This window comes from Enterobacter cloacae complex sp. I2, from assembly GCF_014896205.1.
In the GTDB taxonomy this organism is placed as follows: domain Bacteria; phylum Pseudomonadota; class Gammaproteobacteria; order Enterobacterales; family Enterobacteriaceae; genus Enterobacter; species Enterobacter quasihormaechei.
Genome location: NZ_JADBRA010000018.1, coordinates 56772 through 75318, shown reverse-complemented (window position 1 = coordinate 75318; position 18547 = coordinate 56772). Strand labels below are relative to the sequence as shown.

Annotated in this window: 14 protein-coding genes and 1 pseudogene; 7 read left to right on the top strand and 8 right to left on the bottom strand. The window is 57.4% G+C overall.

All coding sequences use genetic code 11. The features are described from left to right. Positions 1-4 precede the first annotated feature (4 nt). From paaC to paaA, 3 genes are read right to left on the bottom strand one after another with little or no spacing between them, the layout of a single operon-like run. The gene (gene paaC, locus IM300_RS16360) at positions 5-751 is read right to left on the bottom strand and encodes a 1,2-phenylacetyl-CoA epoxidase subunit PaaC (protein ID WP_193037423.1); all 747 of its coding nucleotides are present in this window, start codon (positions 749-751) and stop codon (positions 5-7) included. An 8-nt stretch (positions 752-759) separates the two neighbouring features. Next, entirely contained in the window at positions 760-1047 is a 288-nt protein-coding gene (gene paaB, locus IM300_RS16355; RefSeq protein WP_003857353.1) for a 1,2-phenylacetyl-CoA epoxidase subunit PaaB, read from the bottom strand. 12 nt (positions 1048-1059) lie between these two features. Then, the gene (paaA, locus tag IM300_RS16350; protein ID WP_112792264.1) at positions 1060-1989 is read right to left on the bottom strand and encodes a 1,2-phenylacetyl-CoA epoxidase subunit PaaA; all 930 of its coding nucleotides are present in this window, start codon (positions 1987-1989) and stop codon (positions 1060-1062) included. Positions 1990-2274: 285 nt separating this feature from the next. Between paaA and paaZ the strand changes: the two genes are divergently transcribed. From paaZ to IM300_RS16330, 4 genes are all read left to right on the top strand, one after another. After that, positions 2275-4314 carry a phenylacetic acid degradation bifunctional protein PaaZ gene (gene paaZ / locus IM300_RS16345; RefSeq protein WP_193037421.1) on the top strand — a complete coding sequence of 680 codons (2040 nt, stop codon included), beginning with the start codon at positions 2275-2277 and terminating at the stop codon, positions 4312-4314. 195 nt (positions 4315-4509) lie between these two features. Then, positions 4510-6786 (top strand): primary-amine oxidase, encoded by a 2277-nt coding sequence (tynA, locus tag IM300_RS16340; protein ID WP_193037419.1) that lies wholly within the window; start codon positions 4510-4512, stop codon positions 6784-6786. A 165-nt stretch (positions 6787-6951) separates the two neighbouring features. After that, entirely contained in the window at positions 6952-8925 is a 1974-nt protein-coding gene (locus IM300_RS16335) for an alkyl/aryl-sulfatase (protein WP_193037417.1), read from the top strand. Positions 8926-8977: 52 nt separating this feature from the next. Next, positions 8978-10084: a GGDEF domain-containing protein gene (locus tag IM300_RS16330; RefSeq protein WP_193037415.1), complete on the top strand. Its 1107-nt coding sequence runs from the start codon at positions 8978-8980 to the stop codon at positions 10082-10084. Here the strand turns inward: IM300_RS16330 and IM300_RS16325 are convergent. Next, positions 10085-11524: pseudogene (locus tag IM300_RS16325) on the bottom strand (aldehyde dehydrogenase family protein); the annotation flags it as partial. 241 nt (positions 11525-11765) lie between these two features. Between IM300_RS16325 and feaR the strand changes: the two are divergent. Beyond that, positions 11766-12674 (top strand): transcriptional regulator FeaR, encoded by a 909-nt coding sequence (gene feaR / locus IM300_RS16320; RefSeq protein ID WP_063866803.1) that lies wholly within the window; start codon positions 11766-11768, stop codon positions 12672-12674. On the opposite strand, the gene IM300_RS16315 is transcribed toward feaR, so the two are convergent. Genes IM300_RS16315 through IM300_RS16305 form a run of 3 tightly spaced genes read right to left on the bottom strand, consistent with a single transcriptional unit; the run spans position 12675 to position 15827 of the window. Beyond that, entirely contained in the window at positions 12675-12992 is a 318-nt protein-coding gene (locus IM300_RS16315) for a YdbL family protein (protein WP_063451434.1), read from the bottom strand. 7 nt (positions 12993-12999) lie between these two features. After that, positions 13000-13191 (bottom strand): YnbE family lipoprotein, encoded by a 192-nt coding sequence (locus IM300_RS16310; protein WP_003857369.1) that lies wholly within the window; start codon positions 13189-13191, stop codon positions 13000-13002. Continuing rightward, a complete protein-coding gene (locus IM300_RS16305; protein WP_193037413.1) occupies positions 13188-15827 on the bottom strand; it encodes a YdbH family protein in 2640 nt (879 codons plus the stop codon). The genes IM300_RS16310 and IM300_RS16305 overlap by 4 nt, the downstream gene beginning before the upstream one ends. 210 nt (positions 15828-16037) lie before the next feature. Between IM300_RS16305 and IM300_RS16300 the strand changes: the two genes are divergently transcribed. After that, positions 16038-17027, top strand: coding sequence for a 2-hydroxyacid dehydrogenase (locus IM300_RS16300; protein WP_063866805.1), 990 nt, complete (start codon positions 16038-16040; stop codon positions 17025-17027). Positions 17028-17298: 271 nt separating this feature from the next. Continuing rightward, entirely contained in the window at positions 17299-18135 is an 837-nt protein-coding gene (locus IM300_RS16295) for an alpha/beta fold hydrolase (RefSeq protein WP_193037411.1), read from the top strand. 59 nt (positions 18136-18194) lie between these two features. Here IM300_RS16295 and IM300_RS16290 read toward each other — a convergent pair whose 3' ends face one another. After that, a complete protein-coding gene (locus tag IM300_RS16290; protein ID WP_063451437.1) occupies positions 18195-18473 on the bottom strand; it encodes a DUF1471 domain-containing protein in 279 nt (92 codons plus the stop codon). Positions 18474-18547: the final 74 nt, after the last annotated feature.

Below are 18547 nucleotides of genomic sequence, written 5' to 3'. Positions count from 1 at the left end.
TCCTTCACCACTGCTGGCCGGGGTAGACGCGCTGGAGATACTGCATTTCTGCCAGCATCGGCCCCAGATGTTCGGTATGAAGCCCCTGCTTGCCGCCCGTGCGATACGCCACGTCTTCGGGCACGCGGAGGGTGGCTTCCGCCAGCCCGGCAAACACTTCGCGCTCCCACGGCTCGCGCAGGGTGCGGGGATCGACCGCCACGCCGGCGTCAATCAGCGCCAGCTCGACGTCGTCGGCATCGAACAGCTCGGCCGTGAAGCGCCACAGGCTATCCACCGCCTGCTGCATTTTCTGGCCGGAGGTTTCTGTTCCGTCGCCCAGACGCACCAGCCAGCCGCGGCTATAGCGCAGGTGATAGCGCGCCTCCTTAATTGCTTTTGCGGCGATGGCGGCAAGCTGACCGTCGCTGCTGTGGATCAGTCGCTCGTACAGCGCCACGTTCCACGCATCCATAAGGTACTGACGGGCAATGGTGTCGGCGAAGCTGCCGTTTGGCTGCTCCACCAGCAGCAGATTGCTGAACTGACGCTCATCGCGGCCATAGGCCAGGGTGTCTTCATCCCCCGTACCGTCCAGCTCAGCGGCGTAAGTCAGGAAGTTGCGCGCCTGGCCGAGCAGGTCGAGGCCGATGTTGGCGAGGGCCAGGTCAATCTCCAGCTCCGGCGCGTGGCCGCACCAGGCGCCCAGACGCTGGGAGAGCACCAGACCGTTGTCGCCCAGCCGCAGGGCATATGCAGATACGTTGTTCATCCCCAACCTCACATGTGCTCAATGCCATCAGGGATGGTGTAAAACGTCGGATGGCGGTAGACCTTGCTTTCCGCCGGATCGAAAAATTCACCACTCTCTTCCGGCTGGGAGGCGACGATTTCGCTCGCCTTCACCACCCAGATGGAACAGCCTTCGCTGCGGCGGGTATAAGCGTCACGCGCGTTTTCCAGCGCCATGCGGTCGTCGGCAGCGTGCAGACTGCCCACGTGACGGTGCGACAGCCCCTGCTTAGACCGGACAAACACTTCGTATAACGGCCAGTAAACATTGCTCATGGTTGATTCCTCTTATGCGGCCTGGCGGGCCCGTTGTTTTTCGGCATGCGCCAGCGCGGCTTCACGCACCCACGCGCCGTCGTCCCAGGCTTTACGTTTGGCGGCCAGACGTTCGTGGTTACAGATCCCGCGCCCGTTGATGACCTCGTCAAATTCCTGCCAGTCGATATCGCCGAAGCGGTAGTGGCCGCTCGCGTCATCAAACCGCAGGTCAGGGTCCGGCACGGTCATGCCGAGCATTTCCACCTGAGGCACCGTGTTATCAACAAAGCGCTGGCGCAGCTCATCGTTGCCGAAGCGCTTGATCTTCCAGGCCAGGCTGCGGGCACTGTTTGGTGAGTTGTCGTCGTTGGGTCCAAACATCATCAGCGCTGGCCACCAGAAGCGGTTAATGGCGTCCTGCAACATCTGCCGCTGGGATTCGCTGCCCTGCGCCAGCGCCATGCAGGCCTCAAAACCCTGACGCTGATGGAAGCTCTCTTCTTTACAGATTTTCACCATCGCCCGGGCATACGGGCCGTAAGACGTGCGGCACAGCGCCACCTGGTTCACGATGGCCGCACCGTCCACCAGCCAGCCGATAACGCCGATATCGGCCCAGCTCAGGGTCGGATAGTTGAAGATGGAGGAGTATTTCATCTTGCCGTCGAGCATCTTTTGATAGATGTCCTCCCGGGCGCAGCCCAGCGTTTCCGCCGCGCTGTAGAGGTACAGGCCGTGTCCGGCTTCGTCCTGCACCTTCGCCAGTAAAATGGCTTTCCGGCGCAGCGTCGGCGCGCGGGCGATCCAGTTCCCTTCCGGCAGCATGCCGACAATTTCAGAGTGGGCGTGCTGTCCAATCTGGCGGATCAGCGTCTTGCGGTAAGCTTCCGGCATCCAGTCCTGCGGCTCGATGGCCGTCTCCTGCGCGATGCGTTGCTCAAAGCGTTGTTCTTGCGTCACATAACCACCTTTATGATTCGTTAGATCACCATATGTAGCAAAATGGTGAATCACTTGGTTCCTTAAAAGTTACACAAAGGTTAAATATAACCCCAAGAAGCGTTTGCTTATTTTGTGACGACGCTCGCAAGGGTTTTCGTGAACAGCAGGAATCGCGCGGGTTTTTCATGACGAAGATGAGCAATGCAGATCACAACGTTAACAATTCATTAAAACTCAGCTTGATTTTTATGATTCATGATCAAACTATCTATAGTGAAATCACGAAACATCTGGAGAGAAGAAATGCAGCAGTTAGCCAGCTTCTTGTCCGGCACCTGGCAGTCAGGCCGGGGCCGCGAGCGCACCATAACCCACGCCATCAGCGGGGAAACGCTATTTGAAGTCACCAGCGAAGGGCTGGATATGGCGGCCGCACGCCGTTACGCCATTGAACACGGCGGGGAGGCGCTTCGCGCAATGAGCTTTATCGAGCGTGCCGCCATGCTGAAGGCGGTGGCCAAACACCTGCTGAGCCAGAAGGATCGGTTTTACGCCCTTTCAGCCCAGACCGGCGCAACGAAGGCTGACAGCTGGGTGGACATTGAAGGCGGTATCGGCACCCTCTTCACCTACGCCAGCCTCGGCAGCCGCGAACTGCCGGACGATACCCTGTGGCCAGAAGATGAGCTGATCCCGCTGTCGAAAGAAGGTGGCTTTGCGGCGCGCCACGTGTTGACGTCCAGGTCCGGCGTGGCGGTACATATCAACGCGTTCAACTTCCCGTGCTGGGGGATGCTGGAAAAACTTGCCCCGACCTGGCTTGCCGGGATGCCCGCCATCATCAAACCCGCCACCGCCACCGCGCAGGTCACGCAGGCGATGGTGAAAGCGATTGTCGAGAGCGGTCTGGTGCCGGACGGCGCCATCAGCCTGATCTGCGGCGGCGCGGGCGATCTGCTGAGCCAGCTCGACAGCCAGGACGTTGTGACGTTTACCGGATCGGCCAGCACCGGACAGAGCCTTCGCGTGCACCCGAATATCGTCGCCAATTCCATTCCGTTTACCATGGAAGCGGATTCCCTGAACTGCTGCGTGCTTGGTGAAGACGTAACGCCGGAGCAGCCGGAGTTTGCGCTGTTTATCCGTGAAGTGGTGCGCGAGATGACCGCCAAGGCCGGGCAAAAATGTACCGCCATCCGCCGCATCATCGTGCCGGAAGCGCAGGTTGAGGCCGTCAGCCAGGCGCTGATTGCGCGGCTGGAGAACGTGGTCGTCGGCGATCCGGCGCAGGAAGGAGTGAAGATGGGTGCCCTGGTCAACCATGAGCAACGCGCCGACGTGCAGGAAAAAGTCGATCATCTGCTTGCCGCGGGCTGCCAAATCCGTCTGGGTGGTAAGGCCGATTTGCAGGCGGCTGGGGCATTCTTCCCGCCGACCCTGCTGTTCTGCCCGCAGCCGGACGAGACGCCGGCCGTTCACTCCACCGAAGCCTTTGGCCCCGTCGCCACCCTGATGCCGTATCGCAATACCGAACACGCCATGCAGCTGGCGCGAGCGGGCGGCGGCAGCCTGGCGGGAACGCTGGTCACGGCAGATTCAAACGTGGCGCGGCAGTTTATTGCCGGGGCAGCACGCGCCCACGGACGTATTCAGATCCTCAACGAGGAATCTTCCAAAGAGTCTACCGGACACGGTTCCCCGCTGCCGCAGCTGGTGCACGGCGGCCCGGGACGTGCGGGCGGCGGCGAAGAGCTGGGCGGCCTGCGCGCCGTGAAGCACTATCTTCAGCGCACGGCCATTCAGGGCAGCCCGTCCATGCTCGCCGCCATCGGCAAACAGTGGGTGCGTGGCGCCGGGGTGCAGGAAGATCGCGTTCATCCGTTCCGTAAATACTTCGAAGAGTTACAGCCGGGCGACAGCCTGCTGACCCCGCGCCGTACCCTGACGGAAGCGGATATCGTGAATTTTGCCTGCCTGAGCGGAGATCACTTCTATGCCCATATGGACAAAATTGGCGCGGCGGAGTCGATTTTTGGCGAGCGCGTGGTGCACGGCTATTTTCTGATTTCCGCCGCGGCGGGGCTGTTTGTTGATGCCGGGGTTGGGCCGGTTATTGCCAACTACGGTATGGAAAACCTGCGCTTTATCGAGCCGGTTAAACCGGGCGACACCATTCAGGTGCGCCTGACCTGCAAACGTAAAACGCTGAAGAAACAGCGTGCTGCCGATGAAAGGCCCACCGGCGTGGTGGAATGGGCGGTTGAGATTTTCAACCAGCATCAGCAGGCCGTGGCGCTCTACTCCATCCTTACGCTGGTGGCGCGCCAGCAGGGTGATTTCTGACGTACCTCTTTCCTGCCGGGTGTCGCTCCGCTTACCCGGCCTACAACCGCTTGACCGGGGTGTGATTCTCCCCGGTCTTTTTTTAACCTGGCAAGACTGACAAACAACCTGGCAGATGCAGGCAAACGCTTTTCGTGCGCGCCTGTCAGGATAAGGCTGACACAACACAATAAACACAACAAGATGAGGTCTGCGATGGGAAGCTATTCTTCTTTTTCTGCCCGTAGAACGGCGCTGGCCATGGCCGTTGCGCTCTGTTGCGCCTGGCAATCCCCTGTTTACGCGCACGGCAGCGAGGCGCATATGGTTCCGATGGACAAAACGCTCCAGGCGTTCGGGGCTGACGTGCAGTGGGACGATTATGCCCAGATGTTTACCATCGTTAAAGACGGTGCTTTTGTGAAGGTCAAACCCGGCGCAAACACCGCCATGGTTAACGGCAAGCCGTTGACGCTACAGGTGCCCGTGGTGATGAAGGACAACAAGGCGTATATCCCGGAGACCTTTATCAACGATGTCTTTCAGTCCGGTCTTGATCGGACCTTTCAGGTCGAAAAAAGCCCCCATCCGTTAAACGCGCTGACGGCTGATGAAATCAAGCAGGCCGTGGAGATTGTGAAAGCGTCTGCGGATTTTAAGCCCAATACCCGCTTTACCCAGATCGCGCTGGCGGAGCCAGATAAAGCCAAAGTCTGGGACTTTGTGCTGAACGGCACGGCGGTGGATGCGCCCCGCCAGGCCAATATCATCATGCTTGACGGCAAACGCATCGTCGAAAGCCGGGTGGATTTGAAGGACAAAAAGATCCTCCACTGGGCGCCGATCAAAGACGCGCACGGCATGGTGCTGCTGGATGACTTCAACACCGTGCAGCAGATCGTCAGTGAGAGCCCGGAGTTTGCCGCGGTGCTGAAAAAGCGCGGCATTAACGATCCAAAAAAAGTGATCACCACGCCGCTTACCGTCGGCTTTTTTGACGGCAAGGATGGGCTGAAACAGGAAGATCGCCTGCTGAAAGTGATCAGCTATCTCGACGTGGGCGACGGTAATTACTGGGCGCACCCGATTGAAAACCTGGTCGCGGTGGTGGATCTTGAGCAGAAGAAAATCCAGAAGATTGAGGAAGGCCCGGTCGTGCCGGTGCCGCTCACCCCGCGCCCGTATGATGGCCGCGACCGCGTTGAGGCGGAGAAAAAACCGCTGGATATTATCGAGCCGGAAGGCAAGAACTACACCATCACCGGGGATAGGGTGCACTGGCAGAACTGGGATTTTCATCTGAGCCTGGACTCACGCGTCGGCCCGATGATCTCCACCGTGACCTATAACGACAACGGCAAAAAGCGCCAGGTGATGTACCAGGGTTCGCTCGGCGGAATGATCGTGCCGTACGGCGACCCGGATATCGGCTGGTACTTTAAAGCCTACCTGGACTCCGGTGACTACGGCATGGGTACCCTGACCTCCCCGCTGGTGCGCGGTAAAGACGCGCCGTCCAACGCCGTGATGCTCAACGAAACTATCCCGGACTACACCGGTGCGCCAATGGAGATCCCCCGGGCGATCGCTATTTTTGAGCGTTACGCCGGGCCAGAATATAAGCACCAGGAGTTAGGTAAACCCAACGTCAGCACCGAACGCCGCGAGCTGGTCGTGCGCTGGGTCAGCACCGTGGGTAACTACGATTACATCTTCGACTGGGTGTTCCATGAAAACGGCACCATCGGCATTGATGCGGGTGCCACGGGCATTGAAGCGGTAAAAGGCGTACAGACAAAAACGATGCATGACGCCACCGCGAAAGATGACACGAAATACGGGACGCTGATCGACCATAACATTGTCGGTACCACGCACCAGCACATCTATAATTTCCGTCTGGATATGGACGTGGATGGTATTAACAACAAGCTGGTGGCCATGGATCCGGAAGTCAAACCAAACGCCGCTGGCGGCCCGCGCACCAGTACCATGCAGGTTAATCAGTATGATATTGATACCGAACAGCAGGCCGCCCAGAAGTTCGACCCGGGCACCATCCGCCTGCTGAGCAACACCCGCAAAGAGAACCGCATGGGCAACCCGGTTTCGTATCAGATTATCCCTTACGCGGGGGGCACACACCCGGTGGCGACGGGCGCGAAGTTTGCTCCGGACGAGTGGATTTACCACCGCCTGAGCTTTATGGATAAACAGCTGTGGGTGACCCGTTACCATCCTGACGAAATGTACCCGGAGGGGAAATACCCGAACCGTTCCACCCACGATACGGGCCTCGGGCAGTACAGCAAAGATAACGAGTCGCTCAACGACCAGGATAACGTCATCTGGATGACTACCGGCACCACCCACGTCGCCCGCGCTGAAGAGTGGCCGATTATGCCGACAGAATGGGTGCACACGCTGCTCAAGCCGTGGAACTTTTTTGACGAGACGCCAACGCTTGGCAAGAAAAAAGCCGAGCAAAAATAAGCAACCGCCGGGCGCAATGCCCGGCTTTTCATCCGCTTACTTGCTGAATCCCCCTCCCGAATTATAGTTAATGTTACTTCGCTTAATCCTTTTGCAACTCTTGAAACATTTTGCAGCAACCGAAGTTTCCACAAACGACGCGAAACACTACCGAGAGGTTTTAGGATGAAAATCAATCAGATAGTCAGAGGGCTGGTGCTGGCAGGATGTGTTGCATCCGCAAGTTCAGCCTGGGCAGCCGAAGCACCCAAGGACGCAACCGCAGCAACGCAACAGGCCAACAACGCACTCTTCAACCAGCTCCCTTTCTCCGATAACACCGATTTTACGGACGCCCACAAAGGATTTATTGCCCCTCTTCCTCAGGAAATGATCAAAGGTGAACAAGGCAACACCGTCTGGGATCCGAAGCAGTACGCCTTTATCAAAGAAGGCGATAAAGCGCCCGATTCGGTTAACCCGAGCTTATGGCGTCAGTCCCAGCTGATTAACATCAGCGGCCTGTTTGAAGTCACTGAGGACGTCTACCAGATCCGTAACCTCGACCTGTCAAACATGACCATAATCGAAGGTAAAGAAGGCATTACCGTCGTTGACCCGCTGGTTTCAGCGGAAACGGCCAAAGTCGGGATGGATCTTTACTATAAAAATCGCGGCAAGAAACCTGTCGTCGCCGTGATTTACACCCACAGCCACGTTGACCACTACGGCGGCGTGCGCGGCGTGGTGGACGAAGCCGACGTGAAGGCCGGCAAGGTCAAAGTCTACGCGCCAGCCGGATTTATGGAGGCCGCCGTCGCGGAAAATATCATGGCGGGTAACGTCATGAGCCGCCGCGCCAGCTATATGTACGGCAACCTGCTGAAGCCGGATGCGAAAGGCCAGGTCGGCGCGGGTCTCGGCACCACCACCTCCGCCGGGACGGTAACCCTGATTGCCCCGACCAATATCATCGAGAAAGATGGACAGAAAGAGGTCATCGATGGCCTGACCTACGATTTTATGCTCGCGCCGGGCTCCGAAGCACCTTCCGAGATGCTCTGGTATATCGAAGAGAAAAAGCTGATCGAGTCTGCGGAAGACGTCACCCATACGCTGCATAACACCTACTCCCTGCGCGGCGCGAAAATTCGTGAACCGCTGCCATGGTCGAAATACATCAACCAGGCCATTGTACGCTGGGGTGATAAGGCCGACGTCATTATGGCGCAGCACCACTGGCCGACCTGGGGCAACGAAAATGTGGTTAACCTGCTGAAAAGCCAGCGCGACCTCTACCGCTACATCAATGACCAGACCCTGCGCATGGCGAACGAAGGGCTGACGCGGGACGAAATCGCCGCCAACTTTAAGCTGCCGAACTCTCTGGCCAATACCTGGGCCAACCGGGGTTATTACGGTTCCGTCAGCCATGACGTCAAAGCCACCTACGTGCTCTATTTAGGCTGGTTTGACGGCAACCCGGCGACCCTGGACGAACTGCCGCCTGAAGAAGCCGCGAAGAAATTTGTGGAGTATATGGGAGGCGCGGATGCCATCCTGAGCAAAGCCAAAACCGACTTTGACCAGGGGAACTACCGCTGGGTGGCTCAGGTTGTCAGCAAAGTGGTCTTTGCCGATCCAAACAATCAGGCTGCGCGAAACCTGGAAGCGGACGCACTGGAGCAGCTCGGTTATCAGGCTGAATCAGGCCCGTGGCGTAACTTCTACCTGACCGGCGCGCAGGAACTGCGCAACGGCGTGGTGAAAGGCCCTACTCCGAACACCGCCAGCCCGGATACCGTGCGCGCAATGACGCCAGAAATGTTCTTTGACTATCTGGCGGTGCACATCAACGGCGAAAAAGCGGCGGACGCTAAATCGGTATTTAACATCGACCTCGGCAGCGACGGCGGCAAATACAAGCTGGAGCTGGAAAACGGCGTGCTGAACCACACGGCGAACGCCGAAGCGAAAGACGCTGACGCGACCGTGACCCTCAACCGCGATACGCTGAATAAAATCATCCTGAAAGAAGTGACGCTAAAACAGGCGCAGGATAACGGCGATATCAAAGTGACCGGCGATGCCGCCAAGCTCGATGCCATGCTCGGTTATATGGATAAATTTGAATTCTGGTTTAACATTGTGACCCCGTAACGGCATGCACACGCGGGCGGTCCTTCCGCCCGCTCAAGGAAAATTCTCTTTAATGGAAAAAAGACATCCAACGACACCCGAACCTGCGACATGGCCTACCCGTAAATCAATGGTTGTCCACGGGCTGGCCGTGAATCTGCCCTGGCTCGCCTTTGTCAATGCGAGCTTTGCGCTGATGGTTCTGCTGCGCAATTCCCTGTTCGGCCATTTTGACGCCCTCTTGCACATCAGCCCGCCTCTCAGACAGATGATTGATGCTTCCATGCTGGGGGTAATCATTCTTTCCGTGGCGCTGGTCATCATGGCCTGGCGCCACATCCGCGGCGTCAGCGCCGTGCTGTTTATGTGCAGCCTGCTGTGGTCGATAAGCTGTTACTGGTTTATCACTGTGATCCAGCTTCCTCATCCCTGGCCGGTATTCGTTACCCTGCTGATGGCCGGTATGACCGCGCTCTATTTTCATCCGGTGGGGCTGGTGTGCTTTATCGCGCCGCTGTGGATCACTCTGCCCGTTGCCAGCATGCTGCTGAATCACGAGATTAACCTTCGCTTTGTCGGGCTGTGGGTGGTCTTCACCTTCATTCTCGTTTGCGGACGCTACATCCTGTTGAGCTGGTTTGAAGAGGCCTGGCGTCGCAACCAGCAGAATCAACGCTTGATTTCACGGCTGGATGCGCTGGCCCACCAGGATCCGCTGACGAGAACGGCCAACCGCCGGGCGATGGAGCTGGTGCTGGAAAACGCGGTGGAGCAAGGCAAACGCTTTACGGTGCTGATGCTGGATGTCGACTACTTCAAGCTCTATAACGACACCTATGGTCACCAGGCAGGAGACGATTGCCTCGCGCGGGTCGCAGAGGTGCTGAACGCCTCGGTGCGCACCCCGGAGGATGTGGTCTCCCGCTACGGTGGCGAGGAGTTTGTGGTGATCCTCTTTGACTGCGCGGAAAACGTTGCTGAAAAAGTCGCTGCGCGGATCCAGGAAGGCCTGCGCGCGGCAGCCATTCCGCACGGTGCGTCGAAGGTCAGTGAATATGTGACGGTCAGCATGGGGATTGCCGCCCATAGCGCAGGACTTGCCGGTCCGGAAATCATCGCCCGCGCCGATGCGGCGCTGTACCGGGCGAAAGAGGCCGGGCGGGACCGGTGGTCGCTGTAAGTTACGCCGGGTGCCGGACTGCTTCATACCGCCGAACGGCAGGTTGGCGTCGATCAGCGTGTGGCTGTTCACCCACACGGTTCCGGCCTGTAGCCTGTCGGTGTACTCCAGCGCTTTGCTGATGTTCTGCGTCCAGACGCTGGCCGTTAAGCCATATTCAGTGTCGTTCGCCAGCTGAAGCGCCTCTTCCCCGTCGGCGACACGGACCAGGTTGACCACCGGCCCGAACACCTCTTCACGCGTCAGGCGCAGATGATTATCCGGGTTGACCACCAGCGTTGGCGAAACGTAAAAGCCTTTGCCGTCTGGTCCCTGGTTCCCGGCGATCAGTTCCGCATTGTGTGCCTTTGCTTCATCCAAAAACGCCTGGACCTTATCGCAGTGGGCGCGCGACACCAGCGGATTGATAAACGCCTCGGGCGACATGCCCGGCCCGATGGTCAGGGATTTCACGGCCTGTTCAAACCCGCTGACCAGCGTGTCAAACAGCGGGGCCTCAATATAAATGCGCGAGCTGGCCGCGCAGACCTGCCCCTGATTCAGGAAGCTGCCGGTCATCAGCCCTTCAATCACCCACGCCGGATCGGCATCTTTCAGCACGATGGCCGGGTTTTTGCCTCCCAGCTCCAGCGTCACGCCCGTTAGCGTATCCGCCGCCGCGCGGGCTATCTGCTTGCCCGTCGCCGTCGAACCGGTAAAGCTCACTTTGGCAACGCGCGGGTGCGAGGTCAGCGCCGCGCCGCAGACAGCACCACTTCCGGTTACGACGTTGAACACGCCATCCGGGACACCCGCCTCGCTCGCCAGTTCCGCCACCCGCAACAGGGTGAGCGGCGTGGTTTCGGAGGGTTTGATCACGATGGAACAGCCTGCCGCCAGTGCGGGCATCACTTTCCACATGCCAATCATCAGCGGGAAGTTCCACGGTACAATCCCCGCCACGACCCCAACCGGCTCTTTGCGCGTCCACGCCTGATAGCGCGCGCCCTGCGGCAGAGGAATAGAGAGATCGAGAGTTTTGCCGGCAATTTTGGTGGTCAGCCCCGCCGTGTAGCGCATCCAGTTCAGGGTACAACCCACCTCAAAGGCGCGGGAAATATTGATGGATTTCCCCTGCTCCAGGGTTTCGAGCTGCGCCAGCTCTTCGCCGTGCTGTTCCACCAGATCCGCAAACCGCAGCAGGATGCGTTCCCGCTCTGCCGGCAGACGCCCGGCCCAGCTTCGGGCGACAAAGGCGCGCCAGCCGGACATCACCGCACGATCAACATCGTCGACGCTGGCATCGGCGGTGGAGGCAATCACCTCTCCGGTCGCCGGATTGTAGACGTTCAGACGCTTTTCGCTGTCGGATGCCGCCTGACGCCCTTCAATCCACAGGCCGTGCTGACGGTCTAAAAACTGCTGCACGCCCGGCAGGACGGCGACGTGTGATTCGGACATAGGGTACTCCTTCGTTATGCTTCGCAGGGTGTGTAAGCAGTCTAAGAGGGGTTTCGCATTCCTGCTTTTGTCTGTGTGACATTCGCTTTGCCAGCTGTGACAGGCTCCGCAAATCGTGATAATTCCCGCTTATAACGCTGTCACCGGTAAGCGTTCTTTCCTATAGTCAGCCTCGTAGCCCAGACAAAATGCAACATAAATGCAACAATGCGAAAACGGTGACGGTGCAGCGAGAAAAGCAATGGCATGTGCAAGCGAACAGGACAATTTTCAGCAGTGGCTGGCGCAAATTAACCAGGTTTGCGGGCGCTTTGCGGCGCGTCCGTTAGAGGGAGCGTTTCTCGGCGAACTGGAAACCAGCTACACCCAAAGTCTGAAGTTGAGCACGGTGACCACCGCTGGCGTTAACCTGTTTCGCACCCGTCAGGAAATCAAAAGCGGCAATGACGCCTGGTTCTACACCGTATTTCAGCTGGAAGGCAGCGCGGGAATCGAACAGGACGACCGACGCTCGGTGCTGAAAGCCGGGGATATCACGCTGATTGACGCCTCCCGCCCGTGCTCCATTTACTGGCAGGAGCGTTCCCGCCAGATTTCGCTGCTGCTACCGCGACAAATCATTGAGCAATACGCACGTTTTCAGGAAGTACGCTGTGCGCTCCCCCTCTCCCGCAGCCTGCCTACGGTGCAGCTGAGCTACCGTCTGTTGCAGGAGAGTATGGGGAATGCCGATCTGAGCGTCAGAGAAAGTGAAGCGGCGCTGGAGGCAATGGTGTGTCTGCTGCGTCCGGCGTTCCAGCAGCGTGACGAGGCGCTGCCGCGCAAGGAGCGTCAGTTCCGGCACGTGCTCTCCCTGATTGATGACCACATTCAGTCTGAGGCGTTAAGACCGGAATGGATAGCCTCAGAGAGCGGCATGTCCGTGCGCAGCTTGTACCGCATGTTTGCCGAGAAAGGGCTGGTGGTGGCGCAGTACATAAAGAACCGTCGCCTCGATTTGTGCGCGCAGGCGCTACGTGGCATCAGCGACGATGAAAAGCTGGCGGGAATTGGCTACAGCTGGGGCTTCACCGACCATAGCCATTTTTCCACCGCGTTCAAGCAGCGTTTCGGGGTTTCGCCGGGCGAGTACCGTAAGCGTTACCGCTAGCTATTTTTTCAGCCACTTGCCGTTAATCCCCTTTACGTACTCGCCCGGCTGGGCGCGCGCCACCAGCTTTTGTCCCGCCATTTTCGCCACCTCGTCGACGGGCAAATTATTATCGTCAGCCAGCTGCTGATAGCTTTCCGTACGCGCGGCGTTGATACGGTTCACCAGCGCCAGCGTTTCAGCGTCGTGCTGAACGGGCGCCAGATAGCCGCTCAGGGTTTCCCCTACGCGTCCCTGGGCGCGCGCATCGTTGAGCGTCAGCGTGGCGGCGTGAACGTTCATCCCCAGCGCCAGTAACATCAGAACTAATCGTTTCATGGCATCCTCAGAACAGATCGCTGCGGGACTTCAGCAGGGCTTCAACGTCTTTATCCACTTTAATATGGATTTCATGCTCGATTTTCACGTTCATGTTGATGGTGATCGGCTCCTTGGGCGCCGCCACTTCAATGCGCGGCGTGCAGCCTGACAGCAGCGCGACGACGGCCACGGTGAGTACACCAGCCCTCTTTTTCATCGTTGTTCCTCACTTTCCTTGCCTGTCGCACTGCGGAGAAGGGGTATCGCCGCATGTTGCTCAAACCATGTTTGCAAATTGTCCCCGAAGCGCAGACTGCGCCAGAGGGTAAAAATATTCTCTTCATGGGTGTAATTCAGGTTCACGAAGCTGCTTTTGCCCTCGACGTGGCTGATGCCTTTGATGGCGGCCTGCATGGTCAACACCCCCAGATTATCCACATTGAGCTTCGTCCACGACTGCGAAATTTCCATATAGCGGAGCCAGTTGATCGCCGCCCCGGCAACCACGTTGTCTTTCACAATGGCATCCGCCGTGTCCTGGTCGATGCGCAGCGTCATCGGCCCCGGGTTGGTCAGCCAGCCATCTTTAATGATCCATTTTTCATTGTCCAGCCAGAACGGCAGCGCGCCGCTCACCGGGCCGGACATGGCAAACTGCTTCGGATTTACCGCGCTTATCAGTTCGCTGGAGGAAATATTATCCACGCGCAGCAAAGCCGGATCGTGCTGCGGCATTCTCAGCTGCTGCATGGTAATTTTCCCGCCGAGCGCTTCGACCTTCACGTTGGTGAGCAGGAGCGGGTTTGCTTCGGTCCATGGGTAATCGCCCTGGAGATCCGCAGTGATATTTCGGGCCGTGACCAGGTTTTTCACCTCGCTGATACGTAACGTTACCGGCCCCCGCGTGCCCAGCGACCAGGTGCCCTGGCTCAGGCGGAACGGCAGGACAAAGTCAACGCCGTTAATCTCGTTATCCGGCATCCACGCGCTGCCCGCTTTCAGCACCCCGTGCCCACCTGCCTCAAAGCCCTGATCGGGCGCCGCCGAGAAGGCCACCTGAGCGTACATTTCGCCGCCGCGTAAGGTCATTTTCCACTCTGGCGGGATCAGCGGCTGGAACACCGTAAGGGACTGTTTTGGCCACCAGGCCTGACCGCGAAGGCGTTCGCCATCCCAGCGGCCATTTACCCGTACCGGGCCGATGTCGTCCGCGTGAAGGTCTCCTTTAAACTGGAACACCGTCGGGTCTGTCCCCTCAACGCTGAAGGTCAATACGGACGGTGGCAGCACGCTTCCGCCCGAGAAGCTCGTTTGCCCGGCATTGAGCGCGAGCGCGCCGCTGAAGCCAGGGTTAGCCGGGTCGCGCGACCAGCGCACCGGGCGATCCAGCACCAGGCGCGGTTTGCTGACCAGCATCGTGCCGTACTGCAATTTGTCGAAACCCGTGGAAAGATCCGTCAGCTCAATAACGTTGTCGCGCCACTCCCCGGTTCCCCGAACATCCCAGCGCGCGTTCATCGGCGTGAAGTTCCCTTTCCCCCAGTAGCGCCACTGCCACAGACCGTTATCGGGTAAAAAGTCGTTAGCCTGCCCGTCCAGATGCAGTTCAAAATCGCCCATTTCGTTTTCATGCGCCCGCAGAATGGCTTGCAGGCGTCCATCCACGCCCTTTTGGGTCAGCTTCACGCCCGCCAGCGGCCAGCGGATCTCATCGATATCCAGCGAGTCAATGATGCGCCCGCGCGAGCGCAATAATGCGCCGGGCTCAAACGTAAGCTGCGGATCGTAAAGGCTGCCGGTCAGTTTCGCCGGGAGTCTGGCATACAGGATCAGATCGTTTTGCTTGGCTTCCCCGCTCAGGTGCAGCGGCATCGCGCTGTTTTCCATGCTGAGGGAGCCGGGACCGATATTCAGCACCGCGTTGCCCTTACCCGCATCCCCCTGGGTCAGCACGTTGAGGCGCCCCGTGAAGGTAGCTTTCTCCAGCCCCTGCTGCCAGTTATCCACCTTCAGACCGACGCGTCCGCTCATCGGCATACCGGAGGCTGACAAGTTCCAGCGTCCGTCGCTGATCGTTAGCTGCTGGGCGGTGATCTGCCACGGTAAATCGAGCAGCGGATCGGGGTTCTCCCGCGCCATCACCACCAGCTGGCCCTGATTACCTTCCCAGTCCAGATCGGCATCGACCAGCGAGGATAACTGTGGCACGTTAAAGGTGGCGACCGTATGCCCCTTCACCGGCAAGCCGTCCGGCACCAGCGGCAGGGTAAATTCACCCACCAGCTTCACGGGCTGAGGCTGGTCCGGCAGCTGTACATCGAACTGGCTTACAGAAAGCGTCTGGCCGCGCAGCTGCCCCTTAATGCTCACCTGCTCTCCCTTATAGGTGATGTCCTGGCGGGCTGGGGTCAGGGAGGCATGCAGCTCACCTTCCCACTGCTGCCAGGGGGAAAGGGTAAAGCGGTGGATGGTCAGCCAGGTGTTGGGCAGGATGGCCTGCCACTGTGCCAGCGTTTTCGGCGCCACCGTCGAAGGCGCTGATTGCGGTATTTTGCTCAGGCAGACAGAGCTGAGTTCAAGCGCGCCGATATCCAGATCCCAGCGGCTTGGGTGTGACAGGGTCACGTTTTCGACGCGGGCAATTTCGCACTCTTCTACCAGATAGCGAAGATCGGGGATAATCAGGGCGTGGCGCGTTAGCCGCGGGCTTTTTTCAAACGCGATGCGCGTTCCAACGGGAAGCCAGATCCCGGCGAGTGTGGGCACCCACTGGGCGAGCGTCATCAGCAGCGTCAGCGGCACGAGTAACAGCAGCAGTAATAGCGCGATTGCGGCTTTGTATTTACCCTTCATGGGCAGTTAATATCCTGATTTTGCGAAATAAATAAGCCGTTCTTGCCGCTCATTGTCGCATGTTTAGCCAGTCAGTTGAAGGTTATGCCATTTTTAAGAGTAGATGCTCTACAATAATTCATAGAACTTATTGATTTCAATGAATTTTGAAAAATTGTAAGATAATTTTAAACATGCTAACGTGGTTCCAAAATCACTGGAGAAAGTCTTATGAAACTCGCGGTATATAGCACAAAGCAGTACGACAAAAAGTATCTGCAACATGTTAACGAGACGTACGGTTTCGATCTTGAATTTTTCGACTTTCTGCTGACTGAAAAGACGGCTAAAACCGCCCACGGCTGTGAAGGCGTATGTATCTTCGTTAACGATGATGGTAGCCGACCGGTGCTGGAAGAGTTGAAGAAACAGGGCGTGAAATACATAGCCCTGCGCTGCGCGGGCTTTAACAACGTCGATCTTGATGCCGCCAAAGAGCTGGGCCTGAAGGTCGTGCGCGTCCCGGCCTATTCTCCGGAAGCGGTGGCAGAGCACGCCGTTGGCATGATGATGTCGCTCAACCGTCGTATTCACCGCGCCTATCAGCGTACCCGTGATGCTAACTTCTCTCTGGAAGGGCTGACCGGCTTTACCATGTACGGTAAAACCGCTGGCGTGATCGGTACCGGAAAAATCGGCGTGGCCGCCCTTCGCATCCTGAAAGGTTTCGGCATGCGCTTGCTGGCGTTCGATCCGTACCCAAGCGCCGCTGCGCTGGAGCTGGGGGTGGAGTATGTCGATCTGAAAACGCTTTTCTCCCAGTCTGACGTCATCTCCCTGCACTGCCCGCTGACGCCTGAAAACTATCACCTGCTTAACCAGTCGGCGTTCGACCAGATGAAAGACGGCGTGATGATCATTAACACCAGCCGCGGCGGGCTGATCGATTCTCAGGCCGCTATCGAAGCGTTGAAAACGCAAAAAATCGGCGCGTTGGGTATGGACGTGTATGAGAACGAACGCGATCTGTTCTTTGAGGATAAATCTAACGACGTGATCCAGGACGACGTATTCCGTCGCCTGTCGGCCTGCCACAACGTGTTGTTTACCGGACACCAGGCGTTTCTGACCGCCGAAGCGCTGATCAGCATTTCGGAAACCACGCTGGGCAATTTACAGCAGCTTGATAAGGGCGAACCGTGCCCTAACGCGATCGTTTAAGCCCGTCAGGCCGGGCGGCGGTGACCTCTGCCCGGCCAATAATAAGCCCATCGGAAAAATAACAGTGCCCCGGCATATATAGGGGCTATTTCGTTTAAAATTTATAATGACCCTATAAAATAAACCTATAACTGTTTTCAGGAACCCTTCTACACTTTAAGCGGATATATCGGTAATAAGATTAATATAAGTCAATTTTATTACGTTCTTAAATGCTGGGCTATTTACTTAGCCTTCACACATTTTTGCCATTAGCAGAGGAGTCTGAAATATGGCATTCGTAACAACGAAAGATGGTGTCAGTATTTATTACAAAGACTGGGGTCCGAAAGAGGCGCAGCCTATTGTTTTCCATCACGGCTGGCCGCTGAGCGCCGATGACTGGGATAACCAGATGCTCTTTTTCCTTGCTGAAGGCTTCCGCGTCATCGCCATCGACCGTCGTGGTCATGGTCGTTCCGATCAGGTGAGTGAAGGCCACGATATGGATCATTATGCCTCCGACGCATCGGCCGTGGTTGAAAGCCTCGATCTGCGTAATGCCGTGCACGTCGGCCACTCCACCGGCGGAGGCCAGGTCGCCAGATACGTTGCGAAGTACGGTCAGCCTCAGGGGCGAGTGGCCAAAGCGGTACTGGTTAGCGCCGTTCCACCGCTGATGGTCAAAACCGACGCTAACCCCGGCGGAACGCCCATTGAGGTGTTCGACGGCTTCCGCCAGGCGCTGGCAGCTAACCGCGCCCAGTTTTACTTCGACGTCGCCAGCGGTCCGTTCTATGGATTTAACCGGGACGGAGCTGAGGTTTCGCAGGGCACGATCCAGAACTGGTGGCGTCAGGGTATGATCGGTAGCGCCAAAGCCCACTATGAAGGCATTAAGGCGTTTTCAGAGACCGACCAGACGGACGATCTCAAAGCCATCACGGTTCCTGTCCTTGTGTTGCAGGGCGATGACGATCAGGTCGTACCGTATAAAAATGCCGCCCTTCTACAGGACAAGCTGCTCGCAAACAGCGAACTTAAAATTTATCCAGGCTTCCCGCACGGGATGCATACCACGCATGCCGATACCATAAACGCCGATATTCTGGCATTTATTCGCTCATAAAGACGTAGATTATCCATAAAAAACCGGGCGTCATGCCCGGTTCTCTTTAATCGTGAAGATTATTTGAAAACTTCCGCTACGGCCTGGAAGTTCGGGCCATGCTCACGAGCAGCAATGATGACGTAGTATTTCCCGCCCTTCTCGTCTGCCAGTTTTGAAAGTTTTTCATGAAGATCTGAAGGTGAAGAAATTTGTCCACCTGAAGCCCCTACAGATACGTTACCCAGATATTCCAGTTTGAAGTGGTGCGCTTCATCCTTGGAAATCATATCTGCCGCAGATGCGCCAAAGCTTGCTACCGTTAAAGCCAATACAGTCCCTAATAGTGCTTTTTTCATATCATTCCTCCTGTTGATGAATCTATATATTTAACATTAGCACCAAATATGTAAATGATCCGTATCAATTTTGT

Bases quoted from the DNA above. Each gene is read 5' to 3' on its own strand.
- paaC (WP_193037423.1), bottom strand. From the start codon at position 751: ATGAACAACGTATCTGCATATGCCCTGCGGCTGGGCGACAACGGTCTG.
- paaB (WP_003857353.1), bottom strand. From the start codon at position 1,047: ATGAGCAATGTTTACTGGCCGTTATACGAAGTGTTTGTCCGGTCTAAG.
- paaZ (WP_193037421.1), top strand. From the start codon at position 2,275: ATGCAGCAGTTAGCCAGCTTCTTGTCCGGCACCTGGCAGTCAGGCCGG.
- tynA (WP_193037419.1), top strand. From the start codon at position 4,510: ATGGGAAGCTATTCTTCTTTTTCTGCCCGTAGAACGGCGCTGGCCATG.
- IM300_RS16335 (WP_193037417.1), top strand. From the start codon at position 6,952: ATGAAAATCAATCAGATAGTCAGAGGGCTGGTGCTGGCAGGATGTGTT.
- IM300_RS16330 (WP_193037415.1), top strand. From the start codon at position 8,978: ATGGAAAAAAGACATCCAACGACACCCGAACCTGCGACATGGCCTACC.
- feaR (WP_063866803.1), top strand. From the start codon at position 11,766: ATGGCATGTGCAAGCGAACAGGACAATTTTCAGCAGTGGCTGGCGCAA.
- IM300_RS16315 (WP_063451434.1), bottom strand. From the start codon at position 12,992: ATGAAACGATTAGTTCTGATGTTACTGGCGCTGGGGATGAACGTTCAC.
- IM300_RS16310 (WP_003857369.1), bottom strand. From the start codon at position 13,191: ATGAAAAAGAGGGCTGGTGTACTCACCGTGGCCGTCGTCGCGCTGCTG.
- IM300_RS16305 (WP_193037413.1), bottom strand. From the start codon at position 15,827: ATGAAGGGTAAATACAAAGCCGCAATCGCGCTATTACTGCTGCTGTTA.
- IM300_RS16300 (WP_063866805.1), top strand. From the start codon at position 16,038: ATGAAACTCGCGGTATATAGCACAAAGCAGTACGACAAAAAGTATCTG.
- IM300_RS16295 (WP_193037411.1), top strand. From the start codon at position 17,299: ATGGCATTCGTAACAACGAAAGATGGTGTCAGTATTTATTACAAAGAC.
- IM300_RS16290 (WP_063451437.1), bottom strand. From the start codon at position 18,473: ATGAAAAAAGCACTATTAGGGACTGTATTGGCTTTAACGGTAGCAAGC.